Source organism: Gottschalkia purinilytica (assembly GCF_001190785.1).
Classification (GTDB): domain Bacteria; phylum Bacillota; class Clostridia; order Tissierellales; family Gottschalkiaceae; genus Gottschalkia_A; species Gottschalkia_A purinilytica.
The window spans coordinates 101,746-119,373 of record NZ_LGSS01000005.1 but is presented as its reverse complement, the minus strand read 5'-3'; the positions used below and the strand labels follow the sequence as shown (position 1 = coordinate 119,373).

The 17,628-nt window shown below is 27.4% G+C and carries 15 protein-coding genes and 2 pseudogenes; 4 read left to right on the top strand and 13 right to left on the bottom strand.

Translation table 11 applies throughout. The annotated features are described in order from the left end of the window. Positions 1–38 precede the first annotated feature (38 nt). From dprA to CLPU_RS06755, 5 genes and pseudogenes are all read right to left on the bottom strand, one after another. Positions 39–1,139, bottom strand: coding sequence for a DNA-processing protein DprA (gene dprA, locus CLPU_RS06760; RefSeq protein ID WP_050354900.1), 1,101 nt, complete (start codon positions 1,137–1,139; stop codon positions 39–41). Between the two features lie 57 nt (positions 1,140–1,196). Further along, the gene (locus tag CLPU_RS18210) at positions 1,197–1,274 is read right to left on the bottom strand and encodes a magnesium chelatase subunit ChlI family protein (RefSeq protein WP_082154130.1); all 78 of its coding nucleotides are present in this window, start codon (positions 1,272–1,274) and stop codon (positions 1,197–1,199) included. A gap of 7 nt (positions 1,275–1,281) precedes the next feature. After that, on the bottom strand, positions 1,282–1,530 hold the full coding sequence (locus CLPU_RS17980) for a magnesium chelatase subunit ChlI family protein (RefSeq protein WP_422717873.1): 249 nt from the start codon (positions 1,528–1,530) through the stop codon (positions 1,282–1,284). Then, positions 1,513–1,599, bottom strand: a pseudogene (locus CLPU_RS18205) (hypothetical protein); the annotation flags it as partial. The gene CLPU_RS17980 and the pseudogene CLPU_RS18205, both read right to left, overlap by 18 nt. Positions 1,600–3,107: 1,508 nt before the next feature. Next, entirely contained in the window at positions 3,108–3,359 is a 252-nt protein-coding gene (locus CLPU_RS06755) for a hypothetical protein (RefSeq protein WP_050354899.1), read from the bottom strand. A gap of 518 nt (positions 3,360–3,877) precedes the next feature. Between CLPU_RS06755 and CLPU_RS16610 the strand changes: the two genes are divergently transcribed. Continuing rightward, entirely contained in the window at positions 3,878–4,042 is a 165-nt protein-coding gene (locus tag CLPU_RS16610) for a CDIF630_02480 family spore surface protein (RefSeq protein WP_082154116.1), read from the top strand. 136 nt (positions 4,043–4,178) lie between these two features. Here the strand turns inward: CLPU_RS16610 and CLPU_RS06750 are convergent, their stop codons facing one another. Next, complete coding sequence (locus CLPU_RS06750; RefSeq protein ID WP_050354898.1) at positions 4,179–4,430, bottom strand: hypothetical protein; 252 nt, start codon at positions 4,428–4,430, stop codon at positions 4,179–4,181. A 599-nt stretch (positions 4,431–5,029) separates the two neighbouring features. On the opposite strand from CLPU_RS06750, the gene CLPU_RS16605 reads away from it, so the two are divergent. Beyond that, positions 5,030–5,194 carry a CDIF630_02480 family spore surface protein gene (locus tag CLPU_RS16605; RefSeq protein WP_082154115.1) on the top strand — a complete coding sequence of 55 codons (165 nt, stop codon included), beginning with the start codon at positions 5,030–5,032 and terminating at the stop codon, positions 5,192–5,194. A 54-nt stretch (positions 5,195–5,248) separates the two neighbouring features. Here the strand turns inward: CLPU_RS16605 and nifJ are convergent, their stop codons facing one another. The 6 genes and pseudogenes from nifJ to CLPU_RS06725 all read right to left on the bottom strand — a co-directional run bounded on the left by nifJ (position 5,249) and on the right by CLPU_RS06725 (position 12,769). Then, on the bottom strand, positions 5,249–8,785 hold the full coding sequence (nifJ, locus tag CLPU_RS06745) for a pyruvate:ferredoxin (flavodoxin) oxidoreductase (RefSeq protein WP_050354897.1): 3,537 nt from the start codon (positions 8,783–8,785) through the stop codon (positions 5,249–5,251). A 122-nt stretch (positions 8,786–8,907) separates the two neighbouring features. After that, on the bottom strand, positions 8,908–9,432 hold the full coding sequence (locus CLPU_RS06740) for a peptidylprolyl isomerase (protein WP_050354896.1): 525 nt from the start codon (positions 9,430–9,432) through the stop codon (positions 8,908–8,910). A gap of 332 nt (positions 9,433–9,764) precedes the next feature. Beyond that, positions 9,765–10,028: pseudogene (locus CLPU_RS18200) on the bottom strand (YraN family protein); the annotation flags it as partial. Between the two features lie 23 nt (positions 10,029–10,051). Further along, on the bottom strand, positions 10,052–10,342 hold the full coding sequence (locus CLPU_RS06735) for an EscU/YscU/HrcU family type III secretion system export apparatus switch protein (RefSeq protein WP_050354895.1): 291 nt from the start codon (positions 10,340–10,342) through the stop codon (positions 10,052–10,054). A 7-nt stretch (positions 10,343–10,349) separates the two neighbouring features. Then, positions 10,350–12,137: a hypothetical protein gene (locus CLPU_RS06730; protein WP_050354894.1), complete on the bottom strand. Its 1,788-nt coding sequence runs from the start codon at positions 12,135–12,137 to the stop codon at positions 10,350–10,352. A 17-nt stretch (positions 12,138–12,154) separates the two neighbouring features. Beyond that, positions 12,155–12,769, bottom strand: a complete 615-nt coding sequence (locus CLPU_RS06725; RefSeq protein WP_050354893.1) for a ribonuclease HII — start codon at positions 12,767–12,769, stop codon at positions 12,155–12,157. A 258-nt stretch (positions 12,770–13,027) separates the two neighbouring features. Between CLPU_RS06725 and CLPU_RS06720 the strand changes: the two genes are divergently transcribed. Next, positions 13,028–13,606, top strand: a complete 579-nt coding sequence (locus tag CLPU_RS06720) for a GNAT family N-acetyltransferase (protein WP_050354892.1) — start codon at positions 13,028–13,030, stop codon at positions 13,604–13,606. 610 nt (positions 13,607–14,216) lie between these two features. On the opposite strand, the gene CLPU_RS06715 is transcribed toward CLPU_RS06720, so the two are convergent. Further along, entirely contained in the window at positions 14,217–15,929 is a 1,713-nt protein-coding gene (locus CLPU_RS06715) for a stalk domain-containing protein (RefSeq protein WP_050354891.1), read from the bottom strand. 612 nt (positions 15,930–16,541) lie between these two features. On the opposite strand from CLPU_RS06715, the gene CLPU_RS06710 reads away from it, so the two are divergent. After that, positions 16,542–17,618, top strand: coding sequence for an ABC transporter substrate-binding protein (locus CLPU_RS06710; protein WP_050354890.1), 1,077 nt, complete (start codon positions 16,542–16,544; stop codon positions 17,616–17,618). The last annotated feature ends 10 nt before the right edge of the window (positions 17,619–17,628 follow it).

Below are 17,628 nucleotides of genomic sequence, written 5' to 3'. Positions count from 1 at the left end.
TATTATATCAAAAACATAGATATTAGTCTATTATGTTGCTATTTAACTGAAAATAGCTTACCAGGCAATTGTTTTATTATACCTTTTATTTCTAATATTGTAAGTATACTAGTTACACTAGATATATTTATTCCCGTTTTATATGATATCATATCTAGATGAATAGTTCCTTCTTGTATACATTTAAAAATTTGCACTTCTTTTTCACTTAATTCTTCATAATCAATTATGTTCCTATTATCTACATTTATTTTCTTACTTATATCTTTCAATTCAATAATTTCTTCAATTATATCATCTAAACTTAGAAGTAACTTTGCACCATCTTTTATTAACTTGTTCGTTCCAATACTATAAATACTATTTATATTTCCAGGTAATGCAAATACATCTTTACCCTGTTCCAATGCATGTTGTGCTGTAATTAAAGATCCACTTTTTTCTCCTGCTTCTATAACTACTACTCCTAAAGATAACCCACTTACTATTCTATTTCTTTGAGGAAAATTATAAGCGAAAGGTTGAGTACCTAAAGGAAACTCTGACATAACACATCCATTATATATTATCTCTTCATATAAATTTTTATTCGATTTTGGATATATTACGTCAAGACCGCTTCCTAAAACAGCTATAGTTCTTCCATTTGATTTTATCGTACTTCTATGAACATCAGTATCTACACCTTTTGCCATTCCACTTATTGTAGTTACCCCTATTTTCGCTAATTCAGTAGCAAACTTTTCAGCTGCCCATTTTCCATAAGCAGTTACTTTTCTTGACCCCACTATAGCTATAGAAATATGATCCTCTATTAGTAGATCACCTTTTATATAAAGTACTTTAGGACAATTATATATATGCCTTAACCTATTAGGGAAATTATTATCATAAATTGTAACTACTTTAATACCTAGCTTATCTACATTCTCCATTATTCTTTCATAATAGCTGTAATCTTTTAGTTTTATTATTTCTAATTTAGTCTTTTCATTTATTCCTTGTATTCTTAAAATGTCATCATTAGAACTATACCATATATTTTTTATATCTACATAGTATTTTTCTAATTTTTCTATTATTTTATTACTAACTCCTCTTATATTATTAAGCCAAATAAGTGTATCTCTATTATCCATATTATTACCCACCTATTTTTTATAATATTACCAATATTTCTCACATAAGTCTCTGTCCTATGTTGCTTCAGCTAAATGTTCTTGTCCTATTATCTTAGATTCATCTAAATCAGCAATAGTCCTAGATACTTTCATACTTTATTTAAGCTCTATCACTAAGTCCAATACTAGAAAAGACATCTTTTAGTAGTTTCTTTCCTTCATTGTCTAGTATACAATACTTATTTATATTTCTAGCAGATAATTGAGAATTTAAAAATATTTTTTCTTCTTTATATCTATCAAGCTGAATATCCATAGCTTTACTTATTCTATTTCTAATCTGACTAGATGTTTCATAATGTATATTTCTTTCTTCTAAATCTTCATATTTAACAGGTTTGACTTCTATATGTATATTTATACGATTTAGTATAAGACCACTTACTCTAGCTAAATACTTTTCTATACTATTTTGACTACGATTGCATTTCTAGAAATCACTGCAAAAAATCCACAAGGATATACATATAAATCCAAGATATAAAACTATAACTATATACTATGTGTATGATAATATAAAAGCTTACCTTGAAAATAAATTAGGAGAAAGAGTTAAGAAACTAAGAATAAGCAAAAGAATGACTCAAAGACAACTAGCTTCTAAAACTAGCTAACTCTACTATAGCAAATATAGAACATGATAGAGTAAACCCTAATATAAAATCTATAAATATATTAGGTAAGTTACTAATAGCTATCTATTAAACACAGACTCATGGGCTGAAAATACTCTTCGGAAAATAATAAAAAATATAGGTACATTAAAGGTCTGTCACAAGAAGATTTAGCTTATAAATGTAGATTGTCGTATCATATAATAACTATGAATTTGGTTGACAATCTTCTGCTAACAATACCATAAAAAATATTTATAAATGTCTAAAATATAATAAATAATTTTTAGACTGTATTCACCTTTTTTTAGAATATTCCTTCTTTTTTCAACTTTTTTAAAATTTCTTAATAATTTTGTTACCATTTGTTTTTATTCTTAAACTAGTTTCTACCTAATTATATGTAAAAAAATATCTATATCTATAGTAGAATTAAATTATTCTTTTTTATTGATAGAAATAATCTATATACATTTTTAATAATAAAAAAGAAGTGATTACCCACCTTTCAATATTATATCTTTTTAATCGTATGTAATATATGTATTAAAAGTAATCTTTTTCATTATATTATATATAATGTATATGGTTGTATTTTTAGCAAAATAATGCTTGTCTACTTGTTTAAATAAAGTATAATATAAAGTGCCTTCTATATTTACATGGAGAGAGGTGCTTTTACGTTTAAGCAAAACAACTAAGAAACATCAGAGAAACAAGAATCATAAAAAGCATTTTGAAAAGTTGTTTTTATAATAACAGTAATAGACGATTTAGTAAAAATTATAAAATAGTTCTTGTAATGCAGGAAGAGAAGTCTAACCAGTTTCTCTTTTAAAATTGCAAAAAAATAAGATAGATAGGGTAACCATCCCTATCTATCGCCTTCACGTTTGAGCGTACAACGTTTTAAATATATGTTAAAAAAATTTTAACATATATATACTTTTATTATAACACACTGTTGTACTTAGCAAACATATTTTACTTAGTTTGGTATGCTCATTTAAAGTCAAAAAACATCTACCTTAAAACTCAAAATAAAAGACTAACTTTATGCAATAAATAAAAAAGGAGCTGTCTTAAATATGGCTTCTTTTCAATAATCTTATCGATTCTATAACTAAAAAAATTTAACCTATTTAAAAATATAATCATTAAATACATAGACAAAATTGCTTAATAATGTACACCAAAATACATATCCGTCTAAATATACTTAACTGTTTTAATAATGATGGTAAAAGTAAATATAAAAGCAAGTAGTTTTGAAATTTCAAAACTACTTGATGAATTTAGGATTAAGAAAACTTTATTGCGTTAGATTTACTGCAAGACTTCCAATAACCTTTGTCAATTGTTGTAAAATAGCATCAGTTTGACTTGCACTTAATGGTGTACCAGATGTTAATCTAATACATGGTAGCTCAAGTGTTAGCTCAAGCCCTAAAAGCACAATAGTTACAGGGCAAGGAATAGAAATACAAAGTATTTCATCTCCAGTACAACATCCTTCAGGACATTCTGGTTCAGGTTGAGCAAGTTTTTTTTCATCACATGCCATAAATGTTCCCCCCTTTTTCACTATATATTATGTAAAGTTGGATAATGTGTGACGAGAATTTAATGGTCATATTATAAAATAAATAGTGTGGCAATTTAACGGTATTATACTTATTTAAGTAATATAAAAAGACGTTTCTGATCTGAATGGCTCATAATATTATTATTTTATGAACTAAAGGAACCTTCATGGTTCTTTTTTTAATACTGCTATAATATCAACACTATTCTTAAACATGGACTAAAATTATTTTTAAGCGTGAAAAAAGTCATCCATGTCAAAGTGACTGCATAAAGAATTTTTCGTATATTTCGAGGCAAATTATTGTTACAGATAATATATATTTCCTCGTTAAAAATATTTTAATTATCAATTAGCTAATTTTAAAACTGGCATTTATTATTTAATAGTTATTTAAATATTCCTTTAATATTTTGAATATCCATTAATAGTTTGGGAATATATGTGATAATATATTAAGCTTTCCTTGCAGATAATAATTTAAAGGAGTGATAGTAATGAAAGATAATACTATTATAGATAAGCAAAATAATCGTAAAGAACCTCATAAAAATGCAGCATGGGCTGATATTCATAAAGTTCAACCAGAATCTAATGTTCCAATTCCTAGCTTAACTAATGTAATAGAAGCTAAAGAATGGGTTGAACATAATAAAAAATAAATAAGAACTATGTTAAAGGAGTCACATAGACTCCTTTAGTATTTTTTTGTTCGATACAATGATAGCAAAAGTAAATATAAAAGCAAGTAGTTTTGAAATTTCAAAACTACTTGCCGAATTTAGGATTAAGAAAACTTTATTGCGTTAGATTTACTGCAAGACTTCCAATAACCTTTGTCAATTGTTGTAAAATAGCATCAGTTTGACTTGCACTTAATGGTGAACCAGATGTTAATCTAATACATGGTAGTTCAAGTGTTAGCTCAAGCCCTAAAAGCACAATAGTTATAGGGCAAGGAATAGAAATACAAAGTATTTCATCTCCAGTACAACATCCTTCAGGACATTCTGGTTCAGGTTGAGCAGGATTTTTTCCATCACATGCCATAAACACTCCCCCCCTTTTCAGTATATATTATGTAAAGTTGGATAATATGTGATAAGTTTAGTGGATATTTTATAAAATAAATAGTCTAACAATTTAACGTATTGTACTTATTTAAATAATATAAAAGAATGTTTCGACTCTTAATAAAGCATAATATTATTATTTTACGAACCCTCATGATTCCTTTTTTAATGCTGCTATAATATCAATAATATTCTTAAAGATGGCTTAAAATTATTTTTAAGCATGAAAAAAGTCCTCCGTTCAAAAGGAGGCACATGAAGGATTTTATATATATTTTAGAGTAAATTACTGCTACAGATAATATATATTTCATCGTTAAAAATATTTTCATTGTCAATTGGCTAACTTCAAAACTAGTATTTATTAAATATTGTAATTTCTTTATATTAATATTATACATATATATTAAATTATCTAATTTTAAGTTTAAAATATTAAGATTTTTGGCTTATTTACAATTTATATTATTTAATATAAATTTATTTATATATGAATATTATATTTAAAATTAGAAATATATGTAATAATAATTATGATTTTATATTCAAATAATAAGTTAAAGGAGTGATAACTATATGAATAAAAATATAAACCGTAAAATTCAAAATGCTCCCATAGAAAATCATAGAACTGCAGCTTGGGCTGAAATTAAAGACGTTATGCCTGAATCTAAAGTTTCTATTCCTAGTATAAGTAATGTAACATTGGCTAAAGAGTGGGTAGAAGAAAATCAAAAGTAAATAGTAATATAATTGAAGAAAGGAGCTGAAAAGCTCCTTTCTTTATTTTTCATATTAATATTTAACCTCAGAAAGCATTTTATAAATATTGTATCTATTTTTAGCGTCTTCTTCAGCCTTTTCATATAGTTCTTCTGCAATATCAGGAAAAGTATTTTTAAGCTGAGAAAATCGTAATTCACTAAGTATAAAATCCTTAAATGGTAATTTAGGCTCTTTCGAATCTAGTATAAAAGGATTTTTTCCTTCTTCTTTCAATGTAGGATTATATCTATATAGCTGCCAATATCCAGACTCCACTGCTTTTTTCTCTTGAGATATTGCTCTTTGCATTCCACCTTTTATACCATGACTTACACATGGAGCATAGCATATTATTAGAGATGGTCCTTTATATTTTTCTGCTTCAGTAACAGCTTTTACAAATTGATTCATATTAGCTCCTATTGATACTTGAGCTACATAAACATATCCATAAGTTATAGCCATTAACCCCAAATCTTTCTTTCTAATCTTTTTACCTGCTGCTGCAAATTTAGCAACAGCAGCTGTAGGTGTAGATTTAGATGATTGACCTCCTGTATTTGAATAAATTTCTGTATCAAATACTAATGCATTTATATCTTCACCTGAGGATAATACATGATCAAGTCCTCCAAATCCAATGTCATAAGCCCAGCCATCTCCTCCAACTATCCATTGAGATTTTTTTACTAGATAATCTTTTTTTGATAAGATTTCTTGTATAACGTTATTATCTTTATAATCTCCCTTTGATAATAACTCTATAATTTTCTTGCTAATAGTCTTTGAAGATTCTGTATCATGCATAAAATCTATCCATTGTTTAAATAGCTCTTTACACTCTTCATTAATATCTGTATCTATAGCCTCTTTCATAAGATCTTTTATTTTTTCTCTAGTTTGAGCAACTCCAATATACATGCCATATCCAAATTCTGCATTATCTTCGAATAGGGAGTTAGCCCATGTTGGTCCCCTTCCTTCTTTATCCTTACAATATGGTATAGATGGTGCACTAGCTCCCCAAATAGATGAGCATCCAGTAGCATTAGCTATCATCATAGAGTCACCAAACAATTGTGTTACAAACTTTAAATATGCTGTTTCTCCACATCCAGGACAAGCTCCTGAAAATTCTAATAAAGGTTTTGCAAATTGACTACCCTTAACAGTTCCTTTATTCATTAAATTATCTTTAATACTCACCTTTTCTGATGCATACTCCCAATTTTTGATTTGCTTAGGTATCTCTGTTTCAGCATTAAACATCACCAATGCTTTTTCTGGTGCTGGGCAAACATCTGCACAATTACTACATCCAGTACAATCTAAAGGACTTAATTGTATTCTATATCCCAATTCTTCTAAAGCCCCTTTTCCTACTGGCTTTTTAGTTTCAAATGTTTCTGGTGCATTTTGTTTCTCATCTTCATTTAACAAAAATGGTCTTATAACTGCATGTGGACATATAAAGGAACATTGATTACACTGAATACAGTTTTCTATTATCCACCTTGGAATAGTTGTTGCTATTCCTCTTTTTTCATAAGCAGTAGTTCCTAATGGAAAAGTACCATCTTCCATTCCTTTAAAGCTACTTACTGGTAATTCATTTCCTCTTTGTTTTGCCATTGGATTTTGAATTTCTTTTACGAATTGTGGTAATTTTTCACTTTCACTATTAACTTCTTCATGTAAGTCTATCCAATGTTTAGGTATTTCCACTTTTATAAGATTTTCAATAGCTTTGTCTACTGCCTCGTAATTCATGTTAACTACATTTTCACCTTTTCTACCATAAAGGTTTTTAATATATTCTCTAAGATATAATACAGCATCTTCAAAAGGTATTACATTAGTTAATTTAAAGAATACTGTCTGCATAATCATATTTATTCTATTTCCAAGTCCAATACTATGAGCTATTTGATTAGCATCTATAATATAAAAGTTTATATTATTCTTAGCCAAATATCTTTTCACTCTATCAGTTAACTTTTCTTCAATTTCTTCTATACTCCAAGGACAATTCAAAACAAAAGTACCTTTTTCTTTAAGTCCCTCTAACAAATTGTCATAATGATTTATAAAAGATTTATTGTGGCATGCTATATAATCAGCATTATATACTAAATATGATGATTTAATAGGTTTTTTTCCAAATCTTAAATGAGATATTGTACTGCCACCTGACTTCTTACTATCATATGAAAAATATCCTTGTGCATAGAGATCTGTTTTATCTCCTATTATTTTAATAGCCATTTTATTTGCTCCAACTGTTCCATCTGAACCAAGTCCCCATAACCTACAACTTATATTTTCTTTTGGGGATGTATCAACTATCATATCTACTGGTAGAGAAGTATTAGTAACATCATCTTCTATTCCTATAGTAAATCTATTTTTAGGAATCTTTCTCTTTAAATTTTCAAATACTGATATTATTTGTGAAGGTGTAGTATCTTTAGAACCTAAACCATATCTTCCACCTACTATAATAGGCTCATATCCACTATTATAAAAAACTGTTCTCACATCTTCATATAAAGGTTCTCCTAGTGCACCTGGTTCTTTTGTTTTATCTAAAACTGCTATCTTCTTTACTGTTCTAGGATAAGCTTTAAAGAAATGCTTCTCAGAAAATGGCCTATATAAATGGACTTTTATTAACCCTATCTTTTCTCCTTTATCAATTAAATAATCTATAGTTTCTTCTATTACTTGACATACTGAGCCCATAGCCACAATTATACTTTCAGCTTCTTCATGTCCATAATATTGAAACAATTTATATTCTCTACCTGTAATCTTTTCAATCTCATTCATGTAGTCTTCTACAATGTTTGGTAAGTTATCATAGAAAGTATTTGCTGATTCCCTTCCTTGAAAATATATATCTTCATTTTGAGCTGTACCTCTTAGTACAGGTTTTTCAGGATTCAACGCTCTATTCTTAAACTCTTCTATAGCCTTATAATCTATTATAGGTTTTAAGTCATCATAATCTATAACATCGACCCTTTGTATCTCATGAGAAGTTCTAAATCCATCAAAAAAATGTAAAAACGGAATTCTTGATCTTATAGCAGATAAATGTGCTACTGCTCCTAAGTCCATAACTTCTTGTACACTATTAGAAGCAAGCATAGCAACTCCTGTTTGCCTAGTTGCCATAACATCTTGATGATCTCCAAATATTGATAAAGCATGAGTAGCAATTGCTCTAGCACTTACGTGGAATACTGCTGGCAATAATTGTCCTGCTAATCTATACATATTTGGTATCATCAGTAGTAATCCTTGTGAAGCAGTATAGGTAGTAGTTAAAGAACCTGCTTGTAATGAACCATGAAGTGTTCCTGCAGCTCCTGCTTCTGATTGTAGTTCAGATACCCTAACTTTTTGATTAAATATATTTTTTTTTCCTTCTGCTGACCATAGGTCTACTAATTCTGCCATTGGTGTAGATGGAGTTATGGGATAAATAGCAGCTACTTCAGTAAATGCATATGAAATATAAGCAGCAGCCTCGTTTCCATCCATAGTTTTAGTTTTTATAGTCATAATATGTTCCTCCATGCCTATTATTAATATTATTAGTTAGTATTTAGTATCTGAAATTTTCTATTAATAATTCATATTTAACTTAATAAATAAAAAAACTGCCATATTTCAGGCAGTTCTAATTAATTATATTTTTCTACTTCTCCATAATCTACTCCAAAAGTGTCAACTGTAACTTTTTTCATTCTTTGATCTTCTAACGGTTTATCATTATAATCTCTTTTAACATTAACTATTCTATCTACTTCTTCTATTCCTTCTATTGTTTTTCCAAAAGCCGCATATTCTCCATCAAGATGTGGTGATTTTTCAGCCATAATAAAGAACTGTGATCCTGCTGAATTTGGCATCATAGTTCTAGCCATAGAAATAACACCTTTATCATGTTTTAGATTATTTTCAAATCCGTTACTTTTAAATTCACCTTTTATAGAGTATCCCGGACCTCCTATACCACTTCCCTCTGGACATCCTCCTTGTATCATAAATCCTGGAATAACTCTATGGAATATTATGCCATCATAATAACCTTTTTCTACTAAAGATATAAAGTTTCTAACTGTATTAGGTGCAACATCTGGATATAGTTCTACTTTTATTTTATTTCCATTTTCCATTTCAATAGTTACTATAGGGTTTTTGCTCATATTGGTTTCATCCTTTCAACATTTTTATTAAAGATTTTTTCTAAATTTTAGATTTCTTGCCTTAATTGTAACTGGGACTACAATGTAATATTTTTATATGGTTAATAAATTAATTACATTGCACATAGAAATTTTGAATATCAAAAGCAATTATATAAGTTATTTAATATATTAAATAACTTATATAACTTTCATCTTAAAATTAATAATCTTTATTTTTGTAATATGTACTTTGATATTTTAACCTAATTTTATAATAACTAAAAATTTAAATTATGTCTAGAAAACATTTTCTATATGATTAATGTTTTTCTGCTGTCTAACGAACACTTCTACAATGTCAAACTATACTGATAGTCTTTTAAATTTCTAGTTTGAATATAATTTTCTGAAGCTCTAATTATTTTTGTCGTTTTTTTATAGTTCACAGATTTATAAGTTAGTCCAAAATCTAAGCTATATCTAGTTTTCGACTCTACAAAAACTATTATCTCTTTATTCTTTGCTATTATGTCTATTTCTCTAAATTTAGTTCTGAAATTTTTTTCTAATATTATATGCTTTTTTATTTTAAATAACTTACTTGTTATTTCTTCACCTAATTTACCAACCTATTATATTAATAGTCATTCCACCATTCTTCCTCTTCTTCATCTAGTTTATAGATAAATAGCATAATCTCTGCCACAGCGGTATATAGTTCTTCTGGAATTTCTTCATCTATATTTAGCATCATTAGACTTTCTGCTAATTCTTGATTTTCAAAGGTACTTATTCCTTCTTCATTTCCCTTTTCTATTATTTTTTCCGCTATATCTCCCTTTCCTTTAGCTATTACTACAGGAGCTTCATCATTTTCACTATCATATTGTAATGCAACTGCTAACTTTTCTTTATTTTTATCCTTCATGTTTACATCACACCTTAATATTTACCATATAGTTTATAGTATCATCATAGGAAACAATGTCTAAAATATCCTTATTTTTTTCCGAATTAACATATATAAATACATTATCATAACTGTTTTCATTTAATGATTGTTTAAGTTCATTTTTTCTATTTTCAAATATTTCTACATATTTTTTGTCTATATTAAAGTTTACATTTAGTCTACTATACATATAGTCACATAATATTTTAACTTTATCAAATTTTTTTGTATCTAGAGATATATAAACTTTTATACTATCCGACTTTTTATTAATCCTTCTTTTACTTAGTAAATAAATTGTATTATTCATTTCATTTTTATTTAGTGTAAATGGTATACAAAGTAACATAGATTTTTCATTAATCCTATTAAAAAATTCTATTTTTTCAGAAGCATTTTTTACTTTTAACATTAGTTCATCTGATATTCTATCTTTGCCTGATATGTTATGTATAATTTTTTCTATATTATCATTTAGCTTCTTATAAAAACTCCCTATCCGTTCTTTATCACTTCCATCAAAATTAATCTCTACACTTTTAGACTGTAATACAAGCCTATCCTTTATTTCTTTAGTTATTAATCCTTCTTTTTCTAATTCTTCTGCTAACTCACTTATACTCTTATTTATAGTTTCTCCCTTATTTAGTACATTTTCAAGAGTTTTTAAATTTTGTATATTTGCTTCAATATTTGATTTTAATAAAAATACTACTTTTTGCATTGATTTCTTATCCAAGACTTGTGATGAAAACAAATTTTTTATTTCTTTTAATACTATATCAGTAACATCTTTAAGCATTTTGTCTTTATAATTATGATTTAAAGATTCTTTATTAGTAACATCATTATTTTGATCTTTAATAGTTTTTTCTTGATTTAAGTTTTCTTTTAAGTCTACTAAGTCTACAACTTTCCCTTCGATATTTTTATTATCATTTAAAGTATTATTAATATTGATCTTTTGAGGCATGTCATCTTTTACAGTATTTATATTAGTTACTTTGTTTTTCTCTAAAATAGTCTCATCATTAGTTATTTTTTCAAAAGGTATAAATTCATCATTCAATATAACATTATTATCTTTTATAATAGGAGTCTTATAATCTAAAGAAGTAATATCACTAACAGTATTGTTACTACTGTTTATATTCATCATTTTATTGTTACTATTAACATCTAAGTTAGTTTGTGCATTAACTTTATTAGTAATATTATGCTGTAGTTCATTTTGATTGATTTTTAAAAACTTAAGTATATTTTCTTTAAGTGGATCTTGATTTGTAGATATCATATGAATTTTTTCATTTGATTGTGTATTTAATAAACTTTCTAACTTATTTATATGCTTAATAATATTTGATACATTTTCTTTATCTAGTGGCATCTTATATCCAATCATAACTTTTAAAATATCTATATTTTTTTGACTTTTTTCTAATCCATGAAATTCAAGTATTTTTTCCATTATTACTTGCTGATTTTTAATAAAGTACTCATTTTCAAGATTTACATCATCATATACTGGAGACAGAACTAAAGTATTACCACTAATATCTTTTATTACAAAATTCATAAACTCTTTTTCTAGTAAATCTAGTGGAACTTCTGTTTTACCTTGTACTATATTTCCATTACCAAGATCTATCTTTATAGTATCTCCATTTACTTCTACTATCCTACCTTTTATAGTATCTCCTTCTTTTAGTTTAGATAAAATATCTTTACTATCAGTTGATACATTATTCAAAATAGGTATACTTATTCTCACTTAAATCACCTACATAATTATTTATTTGATAATATCTTTCTAAGAAATGTCTTTCTGTGAATAGGACAAGGACCATGTTCTAAAATCATCTCTCTATGAACCTTAGTAGCATAAGCCTTATGTTTCTCAAATTCATATTGTGGATATTCTTCTCCCCACTTTATACACATTCTATCTCTATATACTTTAGCTATAATTGAAGCTGCAGCTATTCCATGGCACTTTTCATCACCCTTTATAATGCTTTCTTGTGGAATATCTATATTTACTTTTTCTGCATCTATAAGTATATACTGAGGTAATATCTTATTTCCGTTTTTGTCTCTTATATTCTCTATCGCTTTTTTCATAGCTAATAATGTACTTTGTCTTATATTTATTTCATCTATAGTTTTCGCATCAACTTGTCCTATTCCTACACCGATTGCCTTCTCTAATATAATATCGTACAACTTTTCTCTTTTCTTTGGCGATATTTTTTTCGAATCCTTTACCCCATCAATAATTTCATCTTTAGGCATGATTATAGCACAGGCAACAACATCTCCTGCTAAGCACCCTCTACCAACTTCATCTATACATGCTATATATTCATAACCCTTATTCCAGATTTCTTTTTCTATTTGTAACATAGTTTAGTCCCTCATTTCTTCTTAAATTAGTTATATTTATATACTTTTGCACATTAATTCATATAAGCTATTCATATTATCATTCTGACATAAAAAATAAAAAGTGCTATATAAAGCACTTTACTAGTCTTCTTGTAGATAGTCAAGATTTATACTTGCTATTATAGTACGTGATATAATAGATATAGCTTATATTTTAAAATAAAAAGCATATTAAAGTCCACCTGATAAAATTTTATATATAAAAGAGTACGATATATGATTAAATTATTACAATATCCCCAAACAGATTATTTCGATCATCTGAAAAAACAAATACTTTTATTACAAAATATTGCATGGCTATCAACATCTGAGCCTAAAGCCGAGAATGTATCTTGGCCAAAAGATCCTAAAATACATCTAACTTCTTTTGTTCTTATAGACAATAGTTCTGCAATCAGTAATGTTACAGTTCTAGGAAAAAATATAACTCATAAAGGTCGATCATATAAGACTTTTGGTCTTAGTGAAGTTGTTACACATCCATCTTATCGTAAACAGGTACTAGGACTTCAACTTATAAAAGAAGCAACAAAATTCATAGAAAATAATAACCCTGACATTAGCATATTTACTTGTGAGCCTTCTATTGTATATTTTTATACCAAAGAAGGATGGATACATATGGAAAATACATGCACTGTTGGAGGTACACTTGATAATGCTTTTCGTAGTGACTCCTTAGGATTAGCTACCATGATGCGTTTTTTCTCAGACAAATCAAAAAAACATCGACAAGATTTTGAACATTCTGATGTTTATCTAGAATTAGGAAAAAAAGTTGTGGTAATATAAATAATTCGTGTATAAATTAGATAAAATATATAGTTCTAAGTATATAAATCATATTTCTTAAAATTATGAAGTTATACTCTTAATAGTATTCTTACTATCCATAATACAAGCAAATAAATAAGCCTATATCTTTCTCACAAAGTAAAATAAGATATAGGCCTTGCATTTTAACTAGAGTCATAATTTCTGGTTTTGAAATATAAACATCACATCTTTTAGTGAACTACCACCACTTATAGAAGTGGATGGCTTCCTAGTCAATATCTTTAATGAGACAAGTTTATCTAGGCTCTAAAGGTTGAACCAACCTCGAAATATAACATAAGAACTTCTATATTGGCATATATGCTTGGTTTTCGCTATACCAACTGGGCGAGTGCTTGAATATTTTACGATATAGAGCATTTCCTATAGCAACTCTATATATTCAGTTTTTAGTTGTTATTGAAGTTATAATATCGCAATTTAGTAAATACATCTAGTATTTACTAAATTAGTATTATCCATCTCCCACCTAGAGAGGATGGGAGAATTCCACACAGTCTGTTAAATATAACTACTCTTTTCAGTTCCAATTTTCTTCTAAATTATTGCTCATTAATAATCTTTTTTAATATTTTTTACTTAATAATTCTTTTGACATTTTTACAATATCCTCTCCATAACTAATTGATGGTGCCCATTTACCACCTAAGTCTTCAAACGTTTTTACTGTACCAAGAAGATAAGCAAAATGTCTTGGATCTGGTGTATTCATTTTGGGATATCCAGTAGCACCCGCGTATAATGCTAGATGGTCAATATGAGCTTGTACTCCTTCTTCCCATGTAGAAAATCTTTGGTGAGCTTCTTTATCATTATCTGCTCCACCTTCTTTCTTCTTCATACCACAAGGATTCTTATAGCTCTCATCCAACACTCCACCAAATTTACCATATCCAGTTTCTTTTGCAGCTTGGCAATAAGCCATTTCTGGATTCACTCCTACTGCATTCCCTATATTGAAATATAGTTCAGCTAAACTAACGAACGTATCTGTTGCTCCTTTAGATTTAGCCCATGCTTTCATTTGCTGTATGTTTGAATTTGTTGAAGATAATATATTATGTTTTTCCTCTGGATTTTCGTTTCCAGGGTCTGGTTTTTCATTTCCAGGATTAGTTCCTCCTATGTATTGACCATTAACATAAAGTATCATCTTATCATTTAATTTTTCCACTGATAAAATAGGACTAATATAGTTATTATTAATCTCCATTACTACTCTTGTAACTTTTTCACCTTGTGGATAAGATCCATCATTGGAAAACTGAGATACTCTCACACTTCCGACAACATCAGTAGAAATACTTCCTATACTATCAGGAACTATAGTATTTCTTAGATCTACTACAACTCTATTTGGATTTGAAAGTGTAAAGCTATTATACTCTTGTGGGTACATGTTATGTAGTACTATAGCCTCTTTGCCATTTATTAATTCTTTAGTTATCTTTTCAAGCTTATTTGTAAAGTTAAGAGATATAGTATTTACATTAGGAGTCGTTATTTGTGGTCTCACCATCTTGCTCAAATCTAAAACAACTCTAACTGTATCTTGATCAAATTGAGATGCCCTTATAGTTTGTAAAGGCCACTTTCCTACAGCTTTTTCTATATATCCACTTCCATTTACATTTAGTTTACTATCATGTATATCTATTACTAGTTTATCTGGATTACTTAATTCCATAGTAGTATATCGAGCTTGTCCACTCGTTTTTATCTCTATTTGCGGAAGAGCATTACCACTTATGTTTTTTACTGCAATATCACTAACTTGGTTTGATGATGGAGGATTTTTTCCACTATTATAGTTAATTCTTGCAGTCCACGTTGGTGCATCCCATAGTACTTCACATCCAAGCTCTTCTGATACAAATCTTAAAGGTACCATTGTACTTGTATCATCCATTAGCTTAGCTGGAGTATTATAAGGAATAAGTTTTTTTACTCCATTAACAGTTACATAATTACTATTAATTTTAAACACTATTTTTTTAGTACTTGTAGTTATTGTTGCTTCTTCAGTTTGCTGATTCCATTCTATCTTAGCATTTAGTCTTTCAGCAATGGCCCTTATCGGTACTAGTGTTCTTTCTTGATATATAATAGATGGAGAGTTCCCTACTACAGTTTGTCCATTAAAGTAAACATTTACTTTTCTTACATCTCTGTATTGCCCATCTATAAATACTCTAACAAATTGAGATTGACCTATAGAACTCATGCTTAAGCTAAATAGCATAACAAATATCAGCGAAAGCGAAACTACTTTTTTCAATACTTCCCCTCCTTTTATTATTTTCTTTATAAAATAAAATAAATAGTAAGATTCTTTAAATTTCAACATTCAAAATCTTTCTATTTATCAAACGCAACTATTATTGATAAATCAACTAATTTTAATGTATATTGACATTATTTATGAGATAGTTAAGAAAATCAATATATTTTTTATATTTTTTTAGTTTCTTTATTCTATTTATATCATTACATAAAATATTATGTCAATTCGTTTTTATTTTTGTAATATTAATTTAATATATATATCCTTGAATTTTTAACTTATTTGATATATTTTTTAAATGTCCATATTATTTTTACATTATATATTATCTTTTTTGTTTATTTTTATAGATATTATTATATATATAAACATATTTATGTTTCTATTTTGTAAAAAATCAAATATAAATAGTAAATTAAATTTAAATATACATCTATAAATCTAAAAATCAAAATAAACTTATTTATTATAATTAAAAAATACTCATTATTAAATATATTTTGTAAAAGATTCATTTGGTAATTTGAATAATAAACCAAGTGTGGTAATATAAGTAATGAGATATTTGTAAAATTTGATAAAAATATGAATTATAAGGAGGATAAAATGAAAAAACTAGGAAAACAAATAAGCTCTATTATTCTAGCGTCTTTAGTCTTAACATTTAGTTTATCAGGATGTCAAACTAAAAGTAAACGAGTTAGTAATCATAAAGAACAAAAAACATTGACTATATCTACACATGAATCTGTTGAAAATATAGTTCGAAAAAATGTTTTTGAACCATTCGAGAAAAAACATAATGTTAAAATAGTTCTTGAGCTTGGAAACAATATTAATAGACTTAATAAACTAAGAGAAAAAGATAATAAAACTGATATAATAATTCTTACAGACTATTTTGCAATGCAAGGTGTAGAAGAAGGACTATTTGAAAAAATAAATCGTAAAAACATACCTAATATAGAAAATCTTTATGATATCTTTAAATCACCATTAGGAGAAGACTATGGACCTGCAAATACTATAGCAAGTTATGGACTAATATATAATCCTAATAAAGTAAATGAACCAATTACGTCATGGGGAGATTTATGGAAATCAGAATTAAAAGGAAAAATTGGATTAAACAATATTACTAATTCAGGAGGACCTTTTCTTTTGTTAATAGCAGCAGACCAAGCAGGAGTAGACATAAAAGAAGATGAAGATAAAGCTTTTGAAAAGATGAAAGAACTGAGTAAAAATGTTTTAAAATTCCATGACAAAGCATCTGAGTCTTTAAATACATTTTCAGCAGGTGAAACTATAGTTACTGACTCCTATAGTTTTGAAACTAAGACTATAAAAGAAAAAGTTCCAGAAGCAAAGAGAATAGATCCAAAAGAAGGATCATATGCTTTTATGGATACAATTAATATAGTAAAAGGAACAAAAAATAAAGAACTAGCAGAGAAATTTATAGATTGGATATTAAGTGAGGAAGTACAAAAAGCTCAAGCCCTTGACGAATTAGAGTCACCTATCAATAAAAAAGTAAAACTAAATGAAGAACAAGCTAAAGGAGTTATCTATGGTGAAGAAGCTATAAAAAGTTTAAAAACAGTAGACTTAAAATATATTAATAAATCTATGAAGAGATGGACTGAAAGATGGGATAAAGAAATTAATCCTACAAAATAATAGTTAAAAA